Consider the following 17,983-nt stretch of genomic DNA (forward strand, 5'->3'; position numbering starts at 1 on the left):
GGTTATCGGGCAGGGAATAACGCCGATTAAGGTTGAAGCGGAGCCAGATGCGCCAACACCAGATCTATGCCCTCCCCCGGGCGGCGCAACGGGTTATGCCCCAGCCCCTGGGTTTTCACCAGGCAGGCGGCAGGCCAGGCTTGGGCCAGGCATTCGGCTTCAACCTCCAGGACGATATCGTCGGCGCTGTCGTGGATGATTAACGCCGGTTGCTCAATCTGCCGCAACCCTTCATAGGCGTTAAAGCGCTGCCAAACGGCCTCCCCGATACCGAAGTAACGCTCAATGTAGCCCCGTAAACGTTGCTGCTGGCGCGCCGGTAAATTGAGGATAGAAGCATACTTGGTCACCAGGCCGCTAAAATGCGTGGGCGCGCCGACAATCACCAAGGCTTTGGTACGCAACCCCGCTTTCACCGCGTTGATCGCCGACAGGCCGCCGAAGGAGTGGGCCACGATCGCGTCAAACCCGCCTTCTTGCCGCTCCAGTTGCTGAATGATTTCAATAAATTCGACGATGCTGCTCTGGTCACCTTCCGCATCCCCGTGTGCAGGCGCGTCAAAGCCGATAACCTGGAAACCCCGTTCCACCAGCACCTGGATCAAACGCGCGAAATGCGATGCCCGCGACTCCCAACCGTGCGCCAACAGCACCTTCGGCCCCTGTTGCCCCCAGTGATAGACCACCGCTTGCTTATCGTTGCTCAGGGTAATGTACGTGATGCTGCTCGCCATCCCCATCGTCTGTTTATCGCTTTCACGCGTTGGGACGCGGCGTGGGGTGAAAAAACGTTTGCCAAGGTAAGCGGCCGTTGGGCCAGGCACCACAAAATCCATCAACCGGATACCCATTTTAATGCAGGATACGGCCGGTGAACGCATATAAGCCGGCCCAGGATACTGCCGATAGGCTTGTTCGATAAGTTGGTCAAAGTGTTCACTCATTGTACTCTCCAAAATGGCGGGTAACGTTAGATTTGCGCGGGCGCATCTTGCGCCGCTTGGCGTTTATCGAGCTGCCGAATAAGGGCCCTTTCCGCATCCGTGGCGACATGCCGATCCCAATACGCCAGTTTTGCTTCCATGCGTTTAAACCACAGTGGCGGTACCAACGCATACAGGATATGCGCCACATATCCATGATCGATCCCCACCGCATAGCTGTGCGCTTGCAGCTTCCAGAATTCCCGACGTGGGTTCGTGTGGTGATCCGAGTGGCGCGTCAGATTCAACAGGCCGGCAGAAGAGGCCTGATTGTTGCAATCCCAGCTGTGTCTTGGCTCAACGCGGGTGTTGGGAACCCGGATTAAACCGTAATGCTGGATATAGTTGACGGTTTCAAACAAGAACTTGGAGACCAGCATGGCCACCAGGCAGGCGAGTACCCCGCGCGCTCCTGCCGCCGCATAACAGGCGGCCAGGATCATCAAGCTCATGATGACGCCGCGAATCACCCGGTTGCCCAACGTAATACTCCGCTTGCCCTGGCCTTTTAGCCGTTGCTGTTCCACCTGCCACGACTCGCGGTACTGCGACAGCGACGAGCGGATAAAGAAACGGTAAACATGCTCGCCGCGGCGTGCCGTAGCCCCATCGGCATAGGTCGCCACATTGGGGTGATGTGAGTACACGTGGGAGATGGAAAACTGCGCGTCCGCAACCAATGCCAGTAACCAGCGCCCAACGGTCATCGCCAGCAGGCTATGGGTTTTGTGGATAAGCTCATGAGCCACCACCGTGTTGGTGCTCAGCGTATAACCGGTGGATACGGCGGCCAGCAGCAATTCTGGCGTCCGCATACCGTGCAAGGCCGGCACATCCCACCCCGTCGCCGCCGCGACCCAGGCCCCAGCCCCCAACAAATCGCCCGGCGCCGCCTGCCAGATCAACGTAAACAACGCCAGCAAGGCAGCAGGCAATTGCAGATAGGGGATCAGCGCCAGAAAGGCGGTTAGCCGATAGTGGTGATCGGCAGTATCGACTTTGGTCAGGTTATCGAAGATCAAATAACTCAAGGATACGCACAGCATGGCGGCCAGTATCCACCCGCCGCCGAGCACATTGGCCGCCGCTGTCATGGGCAAAAACACCAGTGGCACCAAGGCAAACCTTAGGTAACTCAACATACTCACTCCTTATTATTCGAGATTTTTTGCTCAGTACGGGCGGGAGAAAAACAGTCTGTTTGGATATGTTGCGCCATCACACCGGATGCCAGCAGCCCCCGTTGGCACGCCTGCGCCAATCCCGGATTGCCGCAGATCAACACCCGCCAGCCGTGAGCCTCCAGCCCGTACTTTTGGTGCGGATAGAGACTGCGCCATTCCTCCAGCCAGGAGGTAAAGCGCCCGGCAAGCTCGTGCGCATGCCCTTCGCTTTCTTGCGATAGCGCATGCAGGTAATGGAAGCCCTGATGTTGTTGCTGCAACCGCTGCAGTTCGGCAACGTCGAACTTGTCCTGCCGCTTGCGAATGGCATGCACCAGCATCACCGCCCGGTAGGGATTACGCGCCAGGGCCGCTCGAACCAGCCCCAGCGTGGTCCCTAAACCTGAACCGCTGGCGATCGCCAGCAAGGGCCCTTTCCCGTCATCCGCTTGCCCAAACTGCCCGCTGCCGACAGAAAGCCACAGGGTGCGCCCGACGTTGTCCTGATCGCATAAAAAGGGAGAGAGGCGTCCTTGCTCTCTCAGCGTGACATCCACGACAATCTCCCGCGCGCTACTGGACCAGCTCACCGAATAACTGCGGACATCCGTGTCCGGCTGGTGGCAAAGCTGGAAAAATTGCCCGGGCAGGAAGGGCATAGCCTGCTCGGGCGACAAAGTGATCCGCCATACCGAGGCTGACAGAGGGGTAGCCCGCATCATCTGAGCAGGCACCCAATGCGTCGCTACCGCAGCCGGCATCAGGGTTAAATCCGATTGGGGCAGGCACTGGCAAGCCAACACATGGCCGGCCGCAATGTCTTCGGCACTGAGCAAGTAGCCGAGATCCACCAGCGAACGCACTTCACCGCTGACCACCCGACACAGACAGGATTTGCAAGACCCCACCTGGCAGTTGTAAGGCAACGCCACGCCGGCTTTCAGGGCGCTTTCCAGCACCGTTTCCCCCGCAGCCAAGGTGAACGCTTGGCCCTCCAGCATCCCCTGGAAGGTGCTGCGGCGTGAGAACCATTTCTTCAGCATGTTATTGCTCCCCGCACATCAGCAACCCATCGTCGAATACGCTGCCCATCAGGATCTGTCCGTCGAGCGGTGCCGCCACGCTAATCGCCGCCAGCGCCTGGCCGTGGCTCTGGTAAAAAATCCGTGAGCGCTCAACCGCGCCCTGCGGGTCTAACGTCAATCGCCAGACCAATGATGGCGAGCGCGCTTGCGCATCCTTTTGAAATGCGGCCAGCTTTAACAGTTGCGGATGCGCGGCCACCAGCAGCCCATCGCCTTCGGGCATGATATTGTCGACGCCGTGCAACCCGGTGAACCGCCCCAGCAAGACGGGTGACGCCTCACCCGGTCGCCATGCCCAACTGCTCACGGCGCCGCTGGTGGTTTCCGCCACATACAGCCGACCCCGTTGCGGGTTGTAGTAAATGCCGTTGGCAAAGTGCAATCCATCAAGCAGCCTATGCTCCCCCGCGTCGTCAACCAGCAACACCCCGGCGAGTGGCAAACGCAAATAGTCTTCCGCACGCCCAAGTCCCCCGGAATAAGCGTGGTCGCGCGTCAGCAGCCAACGGGATCGATCAATGACGCTGATGTCATTGATATTCTTGCCGACGCTGCGCGACAGCTCAGGCTGATAAACCAGCCGCATCGTCGCCCGCTCAAAACGGAACGTTTCGATGCGATCCCCCTGAGAGCCGTGGCTCACTGCATAAACCCACGTCTCGGCGTCCTTTTGCCACACATCGATGCCATGCGGGTAAAACTCAGGCGGATAGTCGCCGGGCAAACGCAGGGGCGCTTGCCCCTGCCGGAAGTAATAGAGCGCGCCCGGCGCCTTATCGTGGCGATTCAGGCTGCTGACCAGCGCGCCCCCCTCTTTCAGCGGCGCGATGTCCTCCGCCCCGCTGATCCCCGATATTTTTCGGCATTGCTGCAGGTTAATATCCTGAACCCGGTAGAACGCGCCTGCGTCAAACAGCAGATTGATTACATACGCCAGCACAGCGACAGCCAGTGCTATACCCATCAACTTTTTCATCATGCTTCCACGGTGACCGGTGAATAAAACTGCTGATTTACGGCGCTCACACCTTGCTCGGCCAGAACCGCGATCGCAGCCAGATACTGCTCCAGCAGTGCTGAGGCGGTTTGCTCGGTGAAATAGCGCGCCTGATAATCAAGTTCAATCGACAGCTCGTCGGCCATTTCCACCACGTTCATCATCAAGGGGAATTCGACCGCGTTGACCGGCAGCATCGACAGACTGGCCTGCCACTGACGCATTTGCGCCAACGGCGCGGGCGGCTCGACATTGAATGTGGCAAACAGAGGCAGTGGCGCTTGCTCGCCATGGAAACAGCGGGACGGCAATGCCGGCGCGTCACGCTGCGCCAGCACCGCCTGATGCACCTTAACGACAAATTCAGGCCACGAAGCGCTCTCGGCACTGTTGAAGCACAACGGCATCAGGCTGACGCATTGGCCGACCAGCCCTTCGCTGTTCTCGAAGTCACGCCCGGCATCCGGCACGGCGATCGGCAACAGAGAGCCGCCGATAAACGTCTCGAGCGTCGATACAAACAGAGCGTTCAACATCACAAAGCGGGTCGTGCGCAGTTCTGCGGCAACTTTACGCAGCTGGGCCGACAAACTCGGGTAAGCCAGGGTCTGTTTCAAACGCCGGCCTTGGTACGGCGCGACTTGCAAAACCACCGGCAGCGCACTGGCGGGATCGAAACGACGCGGTGGAATAGCGGCCAGCCGTTGAGCAACCTCTGCCTCATTGGCCATCTTTTCCGCACGCATAAAACGCAAATAGCTCGGTGCCGCCGACAGCTCAGGGCTAAACCCTGCCGCCAGCGCATCGTAGATATGCAGCAGTTCACGCAGTATCACCATAAATGACCAGCCATCCGCCACCGTATGGTGCGCCGTCAACGCCAGGGCCGTTTGGCCGGGTTGGCTCAGCAACAAGACGCGCGCCAGCGGCGCTGCCGTCAATGCGAAGGGTTTAGCGGCAAACTCCGCCAGCCGGGCAGTAACGTCTGCCGACTCGCTGCGTTCTTCAATAAAATCGACGGTGGCCCCGCCCGGAAGCACCCGCAACGCCCCCGCGTCATTGAACTGCATACGCAAGGACTCATGACGTTCGCTCAGCAGCGCCCAGGCTTCGGCCAGAAGTGAACCCTCGATTTCACGCGCCGTTTCAACCACGCAGCCAATGTTGCCCGCGCACAGCCCGCTGTCGTCTTTGGCGGCCAGCAGCATAAAACGCTGCTGGCTGTCGGCGGCCGGATAAGCCGTATCGGGGTGCAAACCGGCGTCACCGAAGAAGCCGTCAACGCGCATGGCATTCACGCTCTCTTTTACCGCCGCGATAAAGTGCTCGATGTCTTGCGAAGAGTGCGCGGTGGACACGAAGCAGTTGCGGCCTTCCCAAATAAAGATGCCGCGCAGCATCAGGTGGTGGAACAGAATGTCGTAGTTACCGCTGAATTTGAAACGGAACAAACTGCCCGCCGAAACGATCTCGATCGGCGTGCCCGTCGCGGCAAACCAGGTGTTGAGCGTCTGCACGAGGTGATGCGTTTTTTGGTTGATGTCGTCATACAGCCCGGGGTGGCTCTTGATATAGTCGAGCACCGCTTTGCTGGCCGCCATAGTCAGGGGATGCTTGGAGAAGGTCCCGGCAAAGAAAATCAGTTCGGATTGCGGCCAGGACTCATCGCCGTATTGCCAGAAGCCGCCGTCGATACTGTCCATAAAGCGCGCCGCCCCCGCAATGGCGCCAATCGGCATGCCGCCGCCGACAATCTTGCCGTAGGTGGCAATATCGGCCTGGACACCGTAATACGCCTGCGCGCCGCCGGCAGCCAGGCGGAAACCGGTAATCACTTCATCGAACATCAAGGCGATATTGCGTTCGGCCGTCAGCTTACGCAGCGCATGCAAATAGTCGCGCGGCTGATGATCGGGATAGCGGCTTTGTATCGGCTCCACAATGACCGCAGCCAGTTGATCGGCATACTGGGCAATCAAAGCCAGGCTCTCTTCGCTGCCGTAGTCGAGCACCAGCAGATCCTCGACCAGGGACGCCGTCGTCCCTGCGGCGATCGGCACTGCCCGCTCCGGCGTTTCGCCCCCCTGTTGGCGCCCCAAAATGCCATCGAAAACGCCGTGATAAGAGCCACTGAACAGCGCCACTTTATTCTTGCCCGTTACGGCCCGCGCCAGACGCACCGCGCTCATGACGGCTTCAGAACCGGAGTTACAGAAAGCCACGCGTTGCTGGCCCGTCAGTTCCGCTATCAATGTCGCAACCTCGCCGGCCAGCGCGCTCTGCGGCCCGATTTGCATGCCTTGCGCCAGCTGTGCGGCAACGGCCTGCTGCACGCACTCCGGTGCATGCCCCAACAGGTTGGCACCAAACCCCATGGTGAAATCAACGTACTCGTTACCGTCGACATCCCAAATGCGGGAACCTTGCGAACGTACGCCCACCAGGGGGTACAGCATTTCCTTGGTGGATAAACGGAAACCCGCCGATGCCCGGTTATCCGCCAGCACGGCGCGGTATTGCTGCGCATTGTGCCTGGAGCCAGAGGTTTTGCCGACAAACTGCTGCGTCAATTGCTGTATATGTTTATCGCGCTCGGCCCCTAATGAGGTCTTTTGGGTTTCCTTTTTAAACCAGCTACTGTGGGCGCCGGCTTTGGCCGGTGCAACGGTGGCCGCCGCGTTATTCGCCACGGCCGGTGGAGGAAGTGCCTCTACCGGCGCGCTTGTCGGTACCGAAGGCAATACCGGGGCTGAAAGCGGTTGAGCATGGCTGCCGCCTAACAGGCGCAGCTGTTGCGACATCACCTCCAATTGCCGCGCAATCACCCCTTGCAGCGCGGCCGGGGCCGCTGCCGGCATAGCCCATTCGTGTTCGAGCGCAGGGAGCTGCACGGGTGCCATCGCAGCTTCGGCTTGCGGCACTACCGCCACAACCCGGCTCTCACTGGCGACCGCTTCAGGCTCCGCCACTTGCGCACGCTCGACAACGTAATGGATCACCGCCTCCAGCGTGTTCAATTCTTCAAACAGCGATCTCAACGGGATCGCCACGCCATAGCGATCCTTGATGGTATTGATCGCATCCAGCAAGACCAGCGAATCGGCCCCCATTTCCAGGAAGGGCAGATCATCATCCAGGGCTTCGGGCGATGCTCCCAAATACCCGGCAATGATCGCTTTGATTTCGGCGCGTAATTGATGTTGTTTTGACATAGCGTCCTCGTATGAAGATGGTGGCAGCGTTGGCTTTTCATCGGCCAACCAATAGGTTTTCCGACAGAATTGGATGGCCGGCAGCGTTAATGCCTCGCGGCTTGTTGCGCGATACAACCTGGACCCGTCGATGTCATGCCCTTGCTGCCACAACGAACCCAGCAGCGTCAGCAGTGATTGGTATTCGTGGCGATGATCGGCGGCCGCCAAAACCTGTTGGCTGCGATCGGTGGCGGCGACGAACTTACCCAGCGAACTGTCGGCGCTCAGATCCACAAAGGTGTATTCCCCTTCCGCTCGCAGCGCCTGTATGCCTTGCAGGAAATGAACCGGTTGCCGGATTTGTTGGCTCCAGTAGTCGGCATCGGTGCGCCGACGCGGCAGGCCGTCCAGATTGCTGTAGAAAGGGATATTCCCCTCGGCAAAATCAATATGCTGCGTCAACCAGAGGCGATACGCCGGCAACATGGGAGCCATCAGGTGAGAATGGAATGCGTGGGTGGTTTTGATCCGGCGGGCATGGCCGCCTTGCGCTGAAATCGCCTGCAGGCAGGCATCAATCGCCGGCGAACTGCCGGTGATGGTGGTCAGCGTCGGCGTATTAAAGGCGGCAATATCAATATCGTCGGCCCAGGGGGCAATACAGCGACGAACCTCGTTTTCGCCGCTGAACACCACCGCCATCGCGCCTTGCTGCTCCAGGCTGCTCATCAGGCGTGCGCGCTGATGAACCATCGCCAGCCCTTGCTCCAGCGAAACCTGGCCTGCAATCACCGCAGCGCAATACTCGCCCAGGCTATGGCCAATCACCGCCGCCGGGCGTAGCCCGAACTGCAACAGGCTATCCGCCATGGTATAAGCGCAGGCAAACAGTGCCAGCTGGCAGGTTTTGGCGCACTGCTGCCAACTGTCGTCCTGCGCATGCAGCGCTTGCCGAATATCAATTTGATACCTTTCCTGAACGGTCTCAGCCAGGCTATCGAAGCACGTGCGGTAGTGCGGCAGGTGCTGGTATAACGCCGCCCCCATGCCGATTTGCTGTGTTCCCTGCCCAGGGAAGAGCCAAACTTGCGGGCGCGGTTTCTCCACTTTATTCGCGGTGAGTTGCGCCAGGTTTTCTGCCAGTTGCCGGCGGTTGGCGCCATAGGCAAACCCACGATAGCGCGGGTGGTCATAACGGGTATTGACCAGGCGACACCATGCCGGAACGTCAACGTCGTGCTGCATTTGCAAGGTGCGATAAACGCCGTCACGCTGCGCGCTGAAACCCTGTTCTTCGTGCGAGGCCACCAGCAGCAGCGCCAGCGGCAGGGCCGCCTCATCGCGCTTCGCGGCCGGCGGACAATCACGCAGTATCACGTGGCTGTTCGTCCCGCCGAAGCCAAAACTGCTGACACCGGCATAACGTTGGCCCGCCGCAGATTCCCAGGCACAAGGCTGGCTTCCCGCCACCGCCACCCGGCGGCTAATGGCGGCGATATGCGGATTTTTCTGTTGGAAATTCAAATGAGGCACGCGCTGCTGGCCATGCAGCATCAACGCGGTCTTCACCACCCCAAGCACGCCTGCGGCGGCTTCGAGATGGCCGATATTGGTCTTGATCGACCCCACCTGAACCGGTGCCGGTTGGCTACGCTCGGCAAACACCGCTTCCAGCGCCTGATACTCGATCAGGTCACCCAGCGCAGTGCCGGTGCCATGCGCCTCCACATAGTCGATGTGATTGCTGTCGATGCCCGCCTCGGCCAGCGCCCGCGCGATCACCGCCTGCTGCGACGGCCCGTTAGGCGCCGTGATGCCGTTGCTGCGGCCATCCTGATTGATGGCGCTGGCAACCAAGGTGGCATAAACCCGGTCGCCATCGGCCAAGGCCTGCGCCAGGGGTTTCAAAACAACGATGCCGCACCCCTCGCCACGCACATAGCCATCGGCGCGCGCGTCAAAGGTTTTGCACTGGCCGTCCGGTGCCAACATCTGCGCCTCGGTGAAGACCTTTTGCAAATGCGGCGTCAGCGCCAGGTTCACGCCGCCGGCAATAGCCAGCGAACTGCGTCCTGAGCGCAGGCTTTGCATGGCCCCGTCGATGGCCACCAGCGAAGAGGAACAGGCGGTATCGATGGCGACGCTCGGCCCTTTAAAATCATAAAGATAAGATATGCGGTTGGCGGCAATGCTGTGCGCATTGCCCAACCCGCTATACGCGGAAACCCGGTTGCCCGAGACCAGGGCATAATCGCTGGCGCTGATGCCGATAAACACCGCGGTGTCGCTGCCCCGCAGCGCCGAAGTCCGTAACCCCGCATCGGTCAACGCCTGTTGCACGGTTTCCAACAGCAGGCGATGTTGCGGATCGATATACTCCGCCTCGCGTGGCGAAATGCCAAAGTAACCGGCGTCAAAATCGCTCACGCGATCAAAAAAACTGCCTTTGCGGTTAAAACCGCTGAGTGCAGAGCCGGCCCAACGATGAGCCGGTATTTCGCCCGTGGTGCTTTGCCCCTGTTGCAACATCCCCCACAGCGCCTGCACGCCACTGTGGCCTGGCAGCTCAACCCCGATGCCAATCACGGCGATATCCTGGCCGGCCACGGCCGCCGCGCGTGCTTCCGGGCGCTCAGCGGGTTGCAACAAACCCGCAGCCAGCTTGTTGATCGTCGGATAATCGTAAATCAGCGCCGGTGACAGCTCGCGCCCCAAATGTTGTTCTAACTCGCCGATCACGCCAACGGCCTGTAACGAATTCAGGCCAAAGGCGGTAAAGGCCTCGTCCCACTGCTGCTCACCGACGGTGCCGTTGACCGCAGTACCGATGATACCGGCGATAAGCGCGGCCAGGGCAGGCACGCTGTGTGGGGTAACATCGGCAACCTGGGCCGAGGGTGGCTGTACGGCGCGGCTACGCCATTGCACCGCCAGTTCATTTTGCCGGTACATCTCTCTGGCGCGGGTACGTTGCAATTTGCCGCTGGTAGTACGTGGAATGCCCCGGCGGCCAACCCACACCCACTCCCCCAGGGTAATACCGTGCCGCTCGGCCACCACGGCATGCAAACGCCGGTTCAACGCAGCGGTATCCAGGGTCTCCCTGAGACGCTCCGGGATCTCCAGCAAGGCCACCGCTTGTTCAGTTTCGGCAACGTCGGCGGCGAAGACGCAAACGGTTGCGTCTTCCAGCAAAATATCTGCTCCCCTGATGGTTTCCTCGATGTCCGTCGGGTAATGATTTTGCCCATTGACGATCAACAGCTCTTTCACACGCCCGGTGACGTACAGCGCCCCCGCTTGCAGGAACCCCAGGTCGCCGCTGCGCAGCCAATGCGTCGGATCGGGCTCGATACGCGCCTGGAAGGTGGCTTCTGTCGCCGCCGGGTTACTCCAATAGCCGGCCGCAATGCTGGGCCCACGTAACCAGATCTCGCCGGTTTGCCCGGCCGCAAGCGGTTGTAGAGTACCGGGATCGACAATGCGTACATCGGTGCCGGGCAACGCCTCGCCACAGTTGACGACCTCCCCCGCTTTTTCTTCGGTGACCGCCATCCCCTGGCCTTTCTCCCTGCCGGTAACAATCAGCGTGGTTTCCGCCATGCCGTAGCAGGGTAAAAACGCCTGCGCCCGGAAACCGGCAGGGGCAAAATGTTCACTGAACTGGCGCAACGTGGCTGGGCGGATAGGCTCCGCCCCGCAAAACGCCACATCCCAACCGGAGAGATCCAGTCCTTCGGCCTGCTGCGGGCTGATTTTGCGCACGCAGAGATCGTAGGCGAAATTAGGGCCGCCCGAGGTCGTCGCACGGTACTCCGACACCTGCTTTAACCAGTTAAGCGGGTTTTTCATCAGCATCATCGGTGACATCACCCGGCAAGGGAATGCCCCGAATACCGGCTGCAGCAGGCCGCCGATAAGCCCCATATCATGGAAATGCGGCAGCCATATCATGCCGCGGCTTTCATGGTGGTGACCAAAATAGTGATGAATGGCCTGCGAGTTGGCCCACAGGTTGCCATGAGTGACCATGACCCCCTTTGGCGCACCGGTTGAACCCGAGGTATATTGCAAAAAAGCCACATCGTCATCGCTCACCGGCGCAGGATTAAATTCCCCTGAAAAATGGCTATCGAGATGCTGAAGGCGATACCCCGCCGGCAAAGCCACGGCGGGCAGTGGGTCAAAGGTAAAAATTTGCGGCGCCAGCGGTAAGCCGAGCGATATTAAGGTTTCAGCGCCTTTTCCTGTGGTGACGATAAATCCCGTTTGCGCATTGCGTAAAACCCCGCTAAAACGCTCCCACGCGCTTCCTGAGGCCTTGGCCGGCATAGGGACAGGCACGGCAATCATGCCGGCATAAAGACACCCGAAAAATGCGCCAATAAAATCTTCGCCGTCGGGATAAAGTAAAATAACCCTGTCGCCCCGATGACCGTATTGCCGAAGCGCGCTGGCCAGGGATGCGGCGCGCTGATGCAATTGTCCGTAACTTTGGTTGTTTATTTCTTTGGCACTTCGCAAAAATTCAAATGCCGTCTTGTCGGTATGTCGAACAGCAAGCTCGGGCAATAGTTGGTTGAAGGAATTAAATCCCCTGTTAAACAACTGATGAGACGGCATAATGATTAGCTCTTTATTCTCAATATAAAATATGAAAAGTTAAATTAGCCCGAAATTATTTTGCGGCGCGGCCGGCAAGCAGATCGTTGCAGAAGTCATTCCATACCTTCAGCCACAAATCCACGCGTTGTACCATTTCCTCAAAACGATCTTCCGTTATTGCCTGGCAGAATAAAATCCAGGCATCTTCAGAGTGGCCGTCTTCAATCGACTCGCCGGTTTCCGTTTCTACGTGGATGCTGTGATAACCGCGGGAGACGTCGATGTCGGTCGCCACATCCACGCTCTTCGCCCAAGGCGTCGCAAAATCATGGAACACCGTTTCCGCAACGGCCAGCAGCGCGACCAGCTGCGGATAATCGCCGTAGGCATTTTCAAAGGTCGCGCGGCAAGCCACAGCGCTGGACATCGGCATCCAGGCTTTCACCTCGTCCTCGCTCATGCCCAGTTGTTCGATGGTATTGAAGAATTGCACATAGTGCGCCAACGCCGGCTGCCCGTTATAGCTGCCGTCGCTGCCGGTCCCCGGGTGGAAACCCAGTTCGTCCAGCAGGTTAATCTGCAACAGAAAACGCGCGGCCATTTTTGCCCGGGCACCCAGGCGGCCTTCCAGCTGTTTTGCCGAGCTCAGCGCTTCGATCACCGCATCGGTAAAGACCTGGGCAAAAGCATGATAAAACTCCAGATGGAATATTTTCATCTGGTTGAGATCAAATTCACCGCCATTCATTTTTGACAAGATAGGGTTTGTCATCAATGGATGCGATTCAACGCGATCAATTAATCTCTTTGCGAACTTATGATTACGCTGATAGTTATTCTTTTCTACCGTTGCAGCAATAGCGTCTCTGCCGAGTTGGCGTGCACTCAGTAACGTTTCCATGATTAGCATCTCAATATAAAGACTACGGTTGATTGATTACAGGGCGGATACCCTGCCTACTGCCATAACAACTAATGCAAACATCCCACAGCTAAAAGGAATAACCTGAATATATTTGAAGGGTAAGTAAAAACAGGCCGCAATCAGTAATACAGGGATACCCACAGAAAGAATGACCATGCATATCGCCGCATAATACTTGTAAATATAAGGAACCTGTAAGTCGTCAATATTCATTCCGTAAAGCATGGATATCAAAGGAAGCATGATAAAAGCGATATGCGCCAATCTCAGCATCCTGCGGTTTAAATCGGTGTAATTTTCGTGCCCTTTAGGTGCCCGAAACGGCCCCTTAAAAGCGTACATCCCCATTAAGCCCCCCATCATAATACCCACGACAATACCGCTCCAGCCAAAGGCAATCAGCATCTCACCGAGATTAACCACTTTATTTCTCCTGATTATTATCACCACATAGACAAGGTGCTTACGCAATCGCAAGCACCTTTATAAAAAACATTTATTTAAATAGTTTAAAATTTATAAGGCCGAATAATTAAAAGTCTGTAAATTGTTTAACCTTAGAATAATGAATCGGCTGTTCAAATCCCGGCATTCTGATACCGTCCATGTCGATCTCAACCTCAGCCTCATCCATGCCATGCTGCCCAAAAAGATAGATAACCTTCAGTTCGCCGCGTGAGGCCGCCGCATCATAAGCCGCCACCTGTTGCCGTACCTGCCGCCTACGCTGCTGGTAGTCGGCAAAAGCCTGTTCGCCGTGCCGTTTGCGCAACCACTGCGCCGTCAGTTGCGGCGAGTAGACCACGCCGGTGGCATTGTTTCCGCCAAAGCCTTTCGAGTTGATAAAAGCGATCTGCGCCTGTTCGGCAGACAAAGACCGATCCTGAGTCGGGATCAGTAAGCGAGCGTCATTCACCTCCGGCGATACCTGAGACAGGCTTTTGATTCCCGGCAAGATGCCGTACTTAAAGGTGCCCAGACAGCTGATCAACTGATCGCCACTCGCCGGCCCCAATGAGTGACCCAGATAGGATTTCACCGCCGTAACGGGCCATTGGTTAATGGAAAAGGCTTCGGCGACGCGGTCAAAGATCTCGGCTTCGGACACGCAGTTTTTCGGCGTGCTGGAACCGTGCGCCTGGATAAAAGAGCCTTTTTGTACGCATGCCAGCCCGGCCATCGTGACGGCAGAAGCGACGGCCTTCGCCATGGTGATGTAATTGCCCGGCCCCGGCGAGGCGATAGAGCGTTTGTAACCGTCAGCATTGATGAAAACATCGCTCACCGAACCGTGAATCTCCGCCCCCAGTTGCAACGCCAGCTCATCATCCATCAGCACGATATATTGGCTGGACTCGGCAATCACGAAACCGCAGCTGTTGCCGAACGGGCGGCTGCTGTTGCGCCAGTCTGCCGTTTCGGTTTCATCGATACGTTTGAGCTTGCTCTCCGTCGCCAGCGCCCCCATCGCATCGAAGCCCTCGATCACTTCCGAGGTGATCGGCGCCTCCGCGCTCCCCACGATGGCCACGCGGATCCTGCCCGCCTTGATATCTTCCGCTGCGGCATTCAGGTTGTAGAGAAAGGTGGCGCAAGCGCCCAAGGTAGCGCTGGTGTGCCCCACACTGCCCAACACATAGGCATTCAAAAAATCGGCGCACATGCTGTTCAGGCCCAACGGGCACTGTTTGGCGCTGACGCGTTGGCCCTTCAGACGTGATTGCAGCATACCGCCAAACCCTTGATCGTCGAGCTGCCCCAGAATATTGCCGGAATATACCCCTAACTGATCTGGCGCAATCGCCGCCCGGACGTCGTCCCACGGGATCCCCAGGGCATTGATGGCATCGGAAGCCGCGACGATCGCCATTTGCAACGCACGAGGATGAAACTGCGAGCTGTAGTGGTCGCCCGGCCTGAATCCCTGCGGCAATTGGCCCGCGGCTTGCGCTTCGGTGCGCAGCGTGACGTCGATTTTGCAATCCATCTCGCCGCGAACGGTAATGCGCACCCGATCGTCCGTGAGCGGTTCAGCCCGCCATCCTTGCGGCAAAGGCTGGGGCACCTGCCGGCTGGGTAGATCAAAACTCAAAGGGTCGGCACCCGCCGCCATATTCAATTTGGCATGGCTGACCACGGCATCGACGTCAAAATACTCTTTGGCGATCTTTCTGATCAGTGTGCCTTGCAACACGGCTTCTTTTATTTCAGCCGCTGCCTGTGCGGCTGAGCGTATATTCCCTTCCGCGTTACGGTAGCCTTCATCCTGATATTCAAGCAATCCCATCAGCACTGCTAATGATAATAGCGTCTCTTGCTGCTGGTCCTTCGGCAAGGTGTCTATGACCATGCGACGAAACGCGTGGTGCGAAGAGCTCCGACCTGCGGGACCGTAGCCACCGAATGCGGTTATGACAGGTAACTTGACCATAGAGTATCCTAGCCTTTCTGCGGCATCGTTATGCCTTCACTTACTTTAGATAATTTACAGATATCAGTTTACAAAGCGTGGGCAAAAGCTATTATGAAAATCCGGCCAAAATGCAGACTTTTTTGGCCAAGACGGGTGTAGCAGTAATAATCCAATAATAAATCAGGTATTGATTGGAAAATGATAAATACAAAGATAGGATTTGTATTGTGTGAGCACATGCTGAGTTCCGGCCTCAGCCTGCCAATAGAAATGTGGAAAGCAGCAGCGAGTAGTTATTTCGCAGAACAAAGAAACAATCAGAAAAATCAAGATAAATACGCACTTACCTTATGTAAACCCGAAAACATCCTCAGTATTAGCACGATAGGTATTAATAAAAATCCTATACCGACACATAGCGGTTTTAGCCTGATTGCCGATGACGTACTGGAAGACGATGCCGATTACGACATCATCTATTTGCCTGCCATCTGGCGCAACCCGCGCCCTATTGTAAGACAAAACACGGCCATCACGCAGTGGCTGACAATACAGGCGGCAAAAGGCACGCGGATAGCCGCCGTCGGGACCGGTTGCTGCTTCCTGGCGGAAGCCCGGCTACTGGATGACCAACCGGCCACCACCCACTGGCACTATTTCGAACAGTTCGCTCATGATTACCCCGAGGTTAATTTAAAAACAAAATACTTTATCACCCAGTCCGAGAATATTTTCTGTGCAGCCAGCGTTAAGGCCCTTTCCGACCTCACCGTTCATTTTATTGAGACCACCTACGGTAAAAAAGTGGCAAACCATACGCAACGGACTTTCTTCCACGAGATCCGCAGCCACTTTGAACGCCTGTGTTACCGAGAAGAAAATAAACCGCATCCTGACGAGGATATAATCCAGATCCAAACCTGGATAAAGGAAAATTGCACGACAGACTTACCGATGCAGAAACTCGCCGATATGGTAGGCATGAGTTTGCGCAACTTTAACCGCCGCTTCAAAAATGCGACCGATATTTCACCCTTGCAATATCTATTAAAGGTTAGGATTGAGTCCGCAATCAATATGTTACAAACGACTAATTTAAGTATTCAAGAAATTGCCGCTCTGGTGGGTTACCAGGATATTGCGCACTTTAACCGCCAGTTCAAACGCATCTCCAGCGTTTCGCCCGGTGATTATCGCAAAACCGTTCGCGCCAAGATGTTCCGTACGGAACACCCCACCGCCCAGGCTGAATCCGGGCTTTAACCTGAAGGGGCCCCGCAAGGGGCCCCAATCACATCTCATGCGCAATCAGTCAGCTTTCGCCGCACGCACGCTCAATGGCAAGCGCCACAGGTCGTAACGCTCTTCGCCCCGTTTAACGGTTCCCGCAAAGTGATCATTCAAGCTGCTCGAGGTAAAGATAAGATCCCCGCCTGGCTGGATAGCAGGCGTGTCCGGCCAGCGTACGCCCTCGTCGGCGGCGAGCAGCGACATCGCCCTGCTCTTGGGATCAAACTTCACAATGCCATTGCGGGTAACATCGGTAATGTAAAGGTTGCCGACGGCGTCGGTCACGATGCCATCGGTATTACCGCCTACGGAGCCAAGATCCTGGATTTTTGCGGCAATCTGTTCATCTGTGGCCGCAGTGTTGCGCAAGATCTCGGTCGGCACCGCATGCGCGTGCGTACCTGTCGTCACTGTCCAATACAGCGTGCGGCCGTCCGGCGACAACGCGATGCCGTTAATGCCAATAAGTAACGGGTTACCTGGCCAAACGTCTGCGCCATGCGCAACGACTTTCACGCCCGCCTCAATCTGCAGGCTCGCGTGCCGGTCGAGCACCCGGCGGGCATTGCCGGTGGCGAAATCCACCACGATCAGGCCGACCTTATTGTTCGGTGCACTGCGCGAACCGCTGTCGGAGATATAGGCAACGCGACGGCGCTCATCGACGACAATATCGTTCAGGAAACTGCCCTTGCGGTCAGCCACGCCATCCAGGCCGATGCGCTTGATGGTTCGACCCGAGGTCAGATCCAGCACCAGCACCTTCTGCGAGCCGGCCGGAGCCTCGGCTTCGCCGGCGACGAAGCCCATGTCCAGTGCCCACAACCAGCCGTTCTCGCGATCGACATAAAAGCCCAGCACATTACGCAGGTTTTGTTCCGGTGCGGCATTCACGGCGTTGCCCTCGCGGGACGGGAATGCCGCCAAGCGTGCGGGGCCAGACGTGGCGCGGGTGTCCAGAATGCTCAATGTGGCAGGCGCAGCGGCGGACACCAGGCGCGGCGTACTCACGAACGCGGTGCCTTGCTTATCGAAATGAATACCGGCGATAGGCGCGTTGACCGACCCGGAAAAAGCAGCCGGATCTTTGCCACTTTTGGGGGATTCCCAGCTCACGCCGGTATAGCTGCGCCAGCGTTCGAGGGTTGGCGAATCCGCCGCTATCGCCGCGTTTTCGAAAGACAGCAGAGCCGCCATGGCCATAGCGGAAAGACGAAAGAAATGTTTGGGCATAAACGTGCTCCGTTGAATGTAAGGAAAAGCGGTGAACGGGGGCTCAGGCGTTTTGGCGAGGCTGCAGCAAATCCCCTTTTAATAAATTGTATTGA

General features: G+C 57.4%; 10 protein-coding genes. 1 reads left to right on the forward strand and 9 read right to left on the reverse strand.

What is annotated here, in order from left to right; genetic code table 11:
• Window positions 1–26 precede the first annotated feature (26 nt).
• From V2S86_RS13865 to V2S86_RS13900, 8 genes are all read right to left on the reverse strand, one after another.
• Entirely contained in the window at window positions 27–944 is a 918-nt protein-coding gene (locus V2S86_RS13865) for an alpha/beta fold hydrolase (protein ID WP_330762876.1), read from the reverse strand.
• Window positions 945–970: 26 nt separating this feature from the next.
• A complete protein-coding gene (locus V2S86_RS13870) occupies window positions 971–2,125 on the reverse strand; it encodes a fatty acid desaturase (protein WP_330762877.1) in 1,155 nt (384 codons plus the stop codon).
• A 2-nt stretch (window positions 2,126–2,127) separates the two neighbouring features.
• Entirely contained in the window at window positions 2,128–3,189 is a 1,062-nt protein-coding gene (locus V2S86_RS13875) for a 2Fe-2S iron-sulfur cluster binding domain-containing protein (protein WP_330762878.1), read from the reverse strand.
• Between the two features lies 1 nt (window position 3,190).
• The gene (locus V2S86_RS13880; protein ID WP_330762879.1) at window positions 3,191–4,207 is read right to left on the reverse strand and encodes an arylesterase; all 1,017 of its coding nucleotides are present in this window, start codon (window positions 4,205–4,207) and stop codon (window positions 3,191–3,193) included.
• The gene (locus tag V2S86_RS13885) at window positions 4,207–12,045 is read right to left on the reverse strand and encodes an aminotransferase class III-fold pyridoxal phosphate-dependent enzyme (protein WP_330762880.1); all 7,839 of its coding nucleotides are present in this window, start codon (window positions 12,043–12,045) and stop codon (window positions 4,207–4,209) included. The genes V2S86_RS13880 and V2S86_RS13885 overlap by 1 nt, the downstream gene beginning before the upstream one ends.
• Before the next feature lie 55 nt (window positions 12,046–12,100).
• The gene (locus V2S86_RS13890) at window positions 12,101–12,799 is read right to left on the reverse strand and encodes a hypothetical protein (protein WP_330762881.1); all 699 of its coding nucleotides are present in this window, start codon (window positions 12,797–12,799) and stop codon (window positions 12,101–12,103) included.
• A gap of 165 nt (window positions 12,800–12,964) precedes the next feature.
• Window positions 12,965–13,375: a CorA family divalent cation transporter gene (locus tag V2S86_RS13895; RefSeq protein ID WP_065505952.1), complete on the reverse strand. Its 411-nt coding sequence runs from the start codon at window positions 13,373–13,375 to the stop codon at window positions 12,965–12,967.
• A 109-nt stretch (window positions 13,376–13,484) separates the two neighbouring features.
• Entirely contained in the window at window positions 13,485–15,383 is a 1,899-nt protein-coding gene (locus V2S86_RS13900) for a beta-ketoacyl synthase (RefSeq protein ID WP_330762882.1), read from the reverse strand.
• A gap of 219 nt (window positions 15,384–15,602) precedes the next feature.
• Between V2S86_RS13900 and V2S86_RS13905 the strand changes: the two genes are divergently transcribed.
• Window positions 15,603–16,628 carry a GlxA family transcriptional regulator gene (locus V2S86_RS13905; protein ID WP_330762883.1) on the forward strand — a complete coding sequence of 342 codons (1,026 nt, stop codon included), beginning with the start codon at window positions 15,603–15,605 and terminating at the stop codon, window positions 16,626–16,628.
• A 45-nt stretch (window positions 16,629–16,673) separates the two neighbouring features.
• Here the strand turns inward: V2S86_RS13905 and V2S86_RS13910 are convergent, their stop codons facing one another.
• The gene (locus tag V2S86_RS13910; protein ID WP_330762884.1) at window positions 16,674–17,888 is read right to left on the reverse strand and encodes an L-dopachrome tautomerase-related protein; all 1,215 of its coding nucleotides are present in this window, start codon (window positions 17,886–17,888) and stop codon (window positions 16,674–16,676) included.
• Window positions 17,889–17,983: the final 95 nt, after the last annotated feature.

The organism is Serratia sp. C2(1) (genome assembly GCF_036352655.1).
Classification (GTDB): Bacteria; Pseudomonadota; Gammaproteobacteria; order Enterobacterales; family Enterobacteriaceae; genus Serratia; species Serratia inhibens.

What these genes read in the sequence shown, in the direction of transcription:
- V2S86_RS13865 (WP_330762876.1), bottom strand. Translation starts at nt 944, where the DNA reads ATGAGTGAACACTTTGACCAACTTATCGAACAAGCCTATCGGCAGTAT.
- V2S86_RS13900 (WP_330762882.1), bottom strand. Translation starts at nt 15,383, where the DNA reads ATGGTCAAGTTACCTGTCATAACCGCATTCGGTGGCTACGGTCCCGCA.
- V2S86_RS13885 (WP_330762880.1), bottom strand. Translation starts at nt 12,045, where the DNA reads ATGCCGTCTCATCAGTTGTTTAACAGGGGATTTAATTCCTTCAACCAA.
- V2S86_RS13890 (WP_330762881.1), bottom strand. Translation starts at nt 12,799, where the DNA reads ATGACAAACCCTATCTTGTCAAAAATGAATGGCGGTGAATTTGATCTC.
- V2S86_RS13875 (WP_330762878.1), bottom strand. Translation starts at nt 3,189, where the DNA reads ATGCTGAAGAAATGGTTCTCACGCCGCAGCACCTTCCAGGGGATGCTG.
- V2S86_RS13910 (WP_330762884.1), bottom strand. Translation starts at nt 17,888, where the DNA reads ATGCCCAAACATTTCTTTCGTCTTTCCGCTATGGCCATGGCGGCTCTG.
- V2S86_RS13905 (WP_330762883.1), top strand. Translation starts at nt 15,603, where the DNA reads ATGCTGAGTTCCGGCCTCAGCCTGCCAATAGAAATGTGGAAAGCAGCA.
- V2S86_RS13870 (WP_330762877.1), bottom strand. Translation starts at nt 2,125, where the DNA reads ATGTTGAGTTACCTAAGGTTTGCCTTGGTGCCACTGGTGTTTTTGCCC.
- V2S86_RS13880 (WP_330762879.1), bottom strand. Translation starts at nt 4,207, where the DNA reads ATGAAAAAGTTGATGGGTATAGCACTGGCTGTCGCTGTGCTGGCGTAT.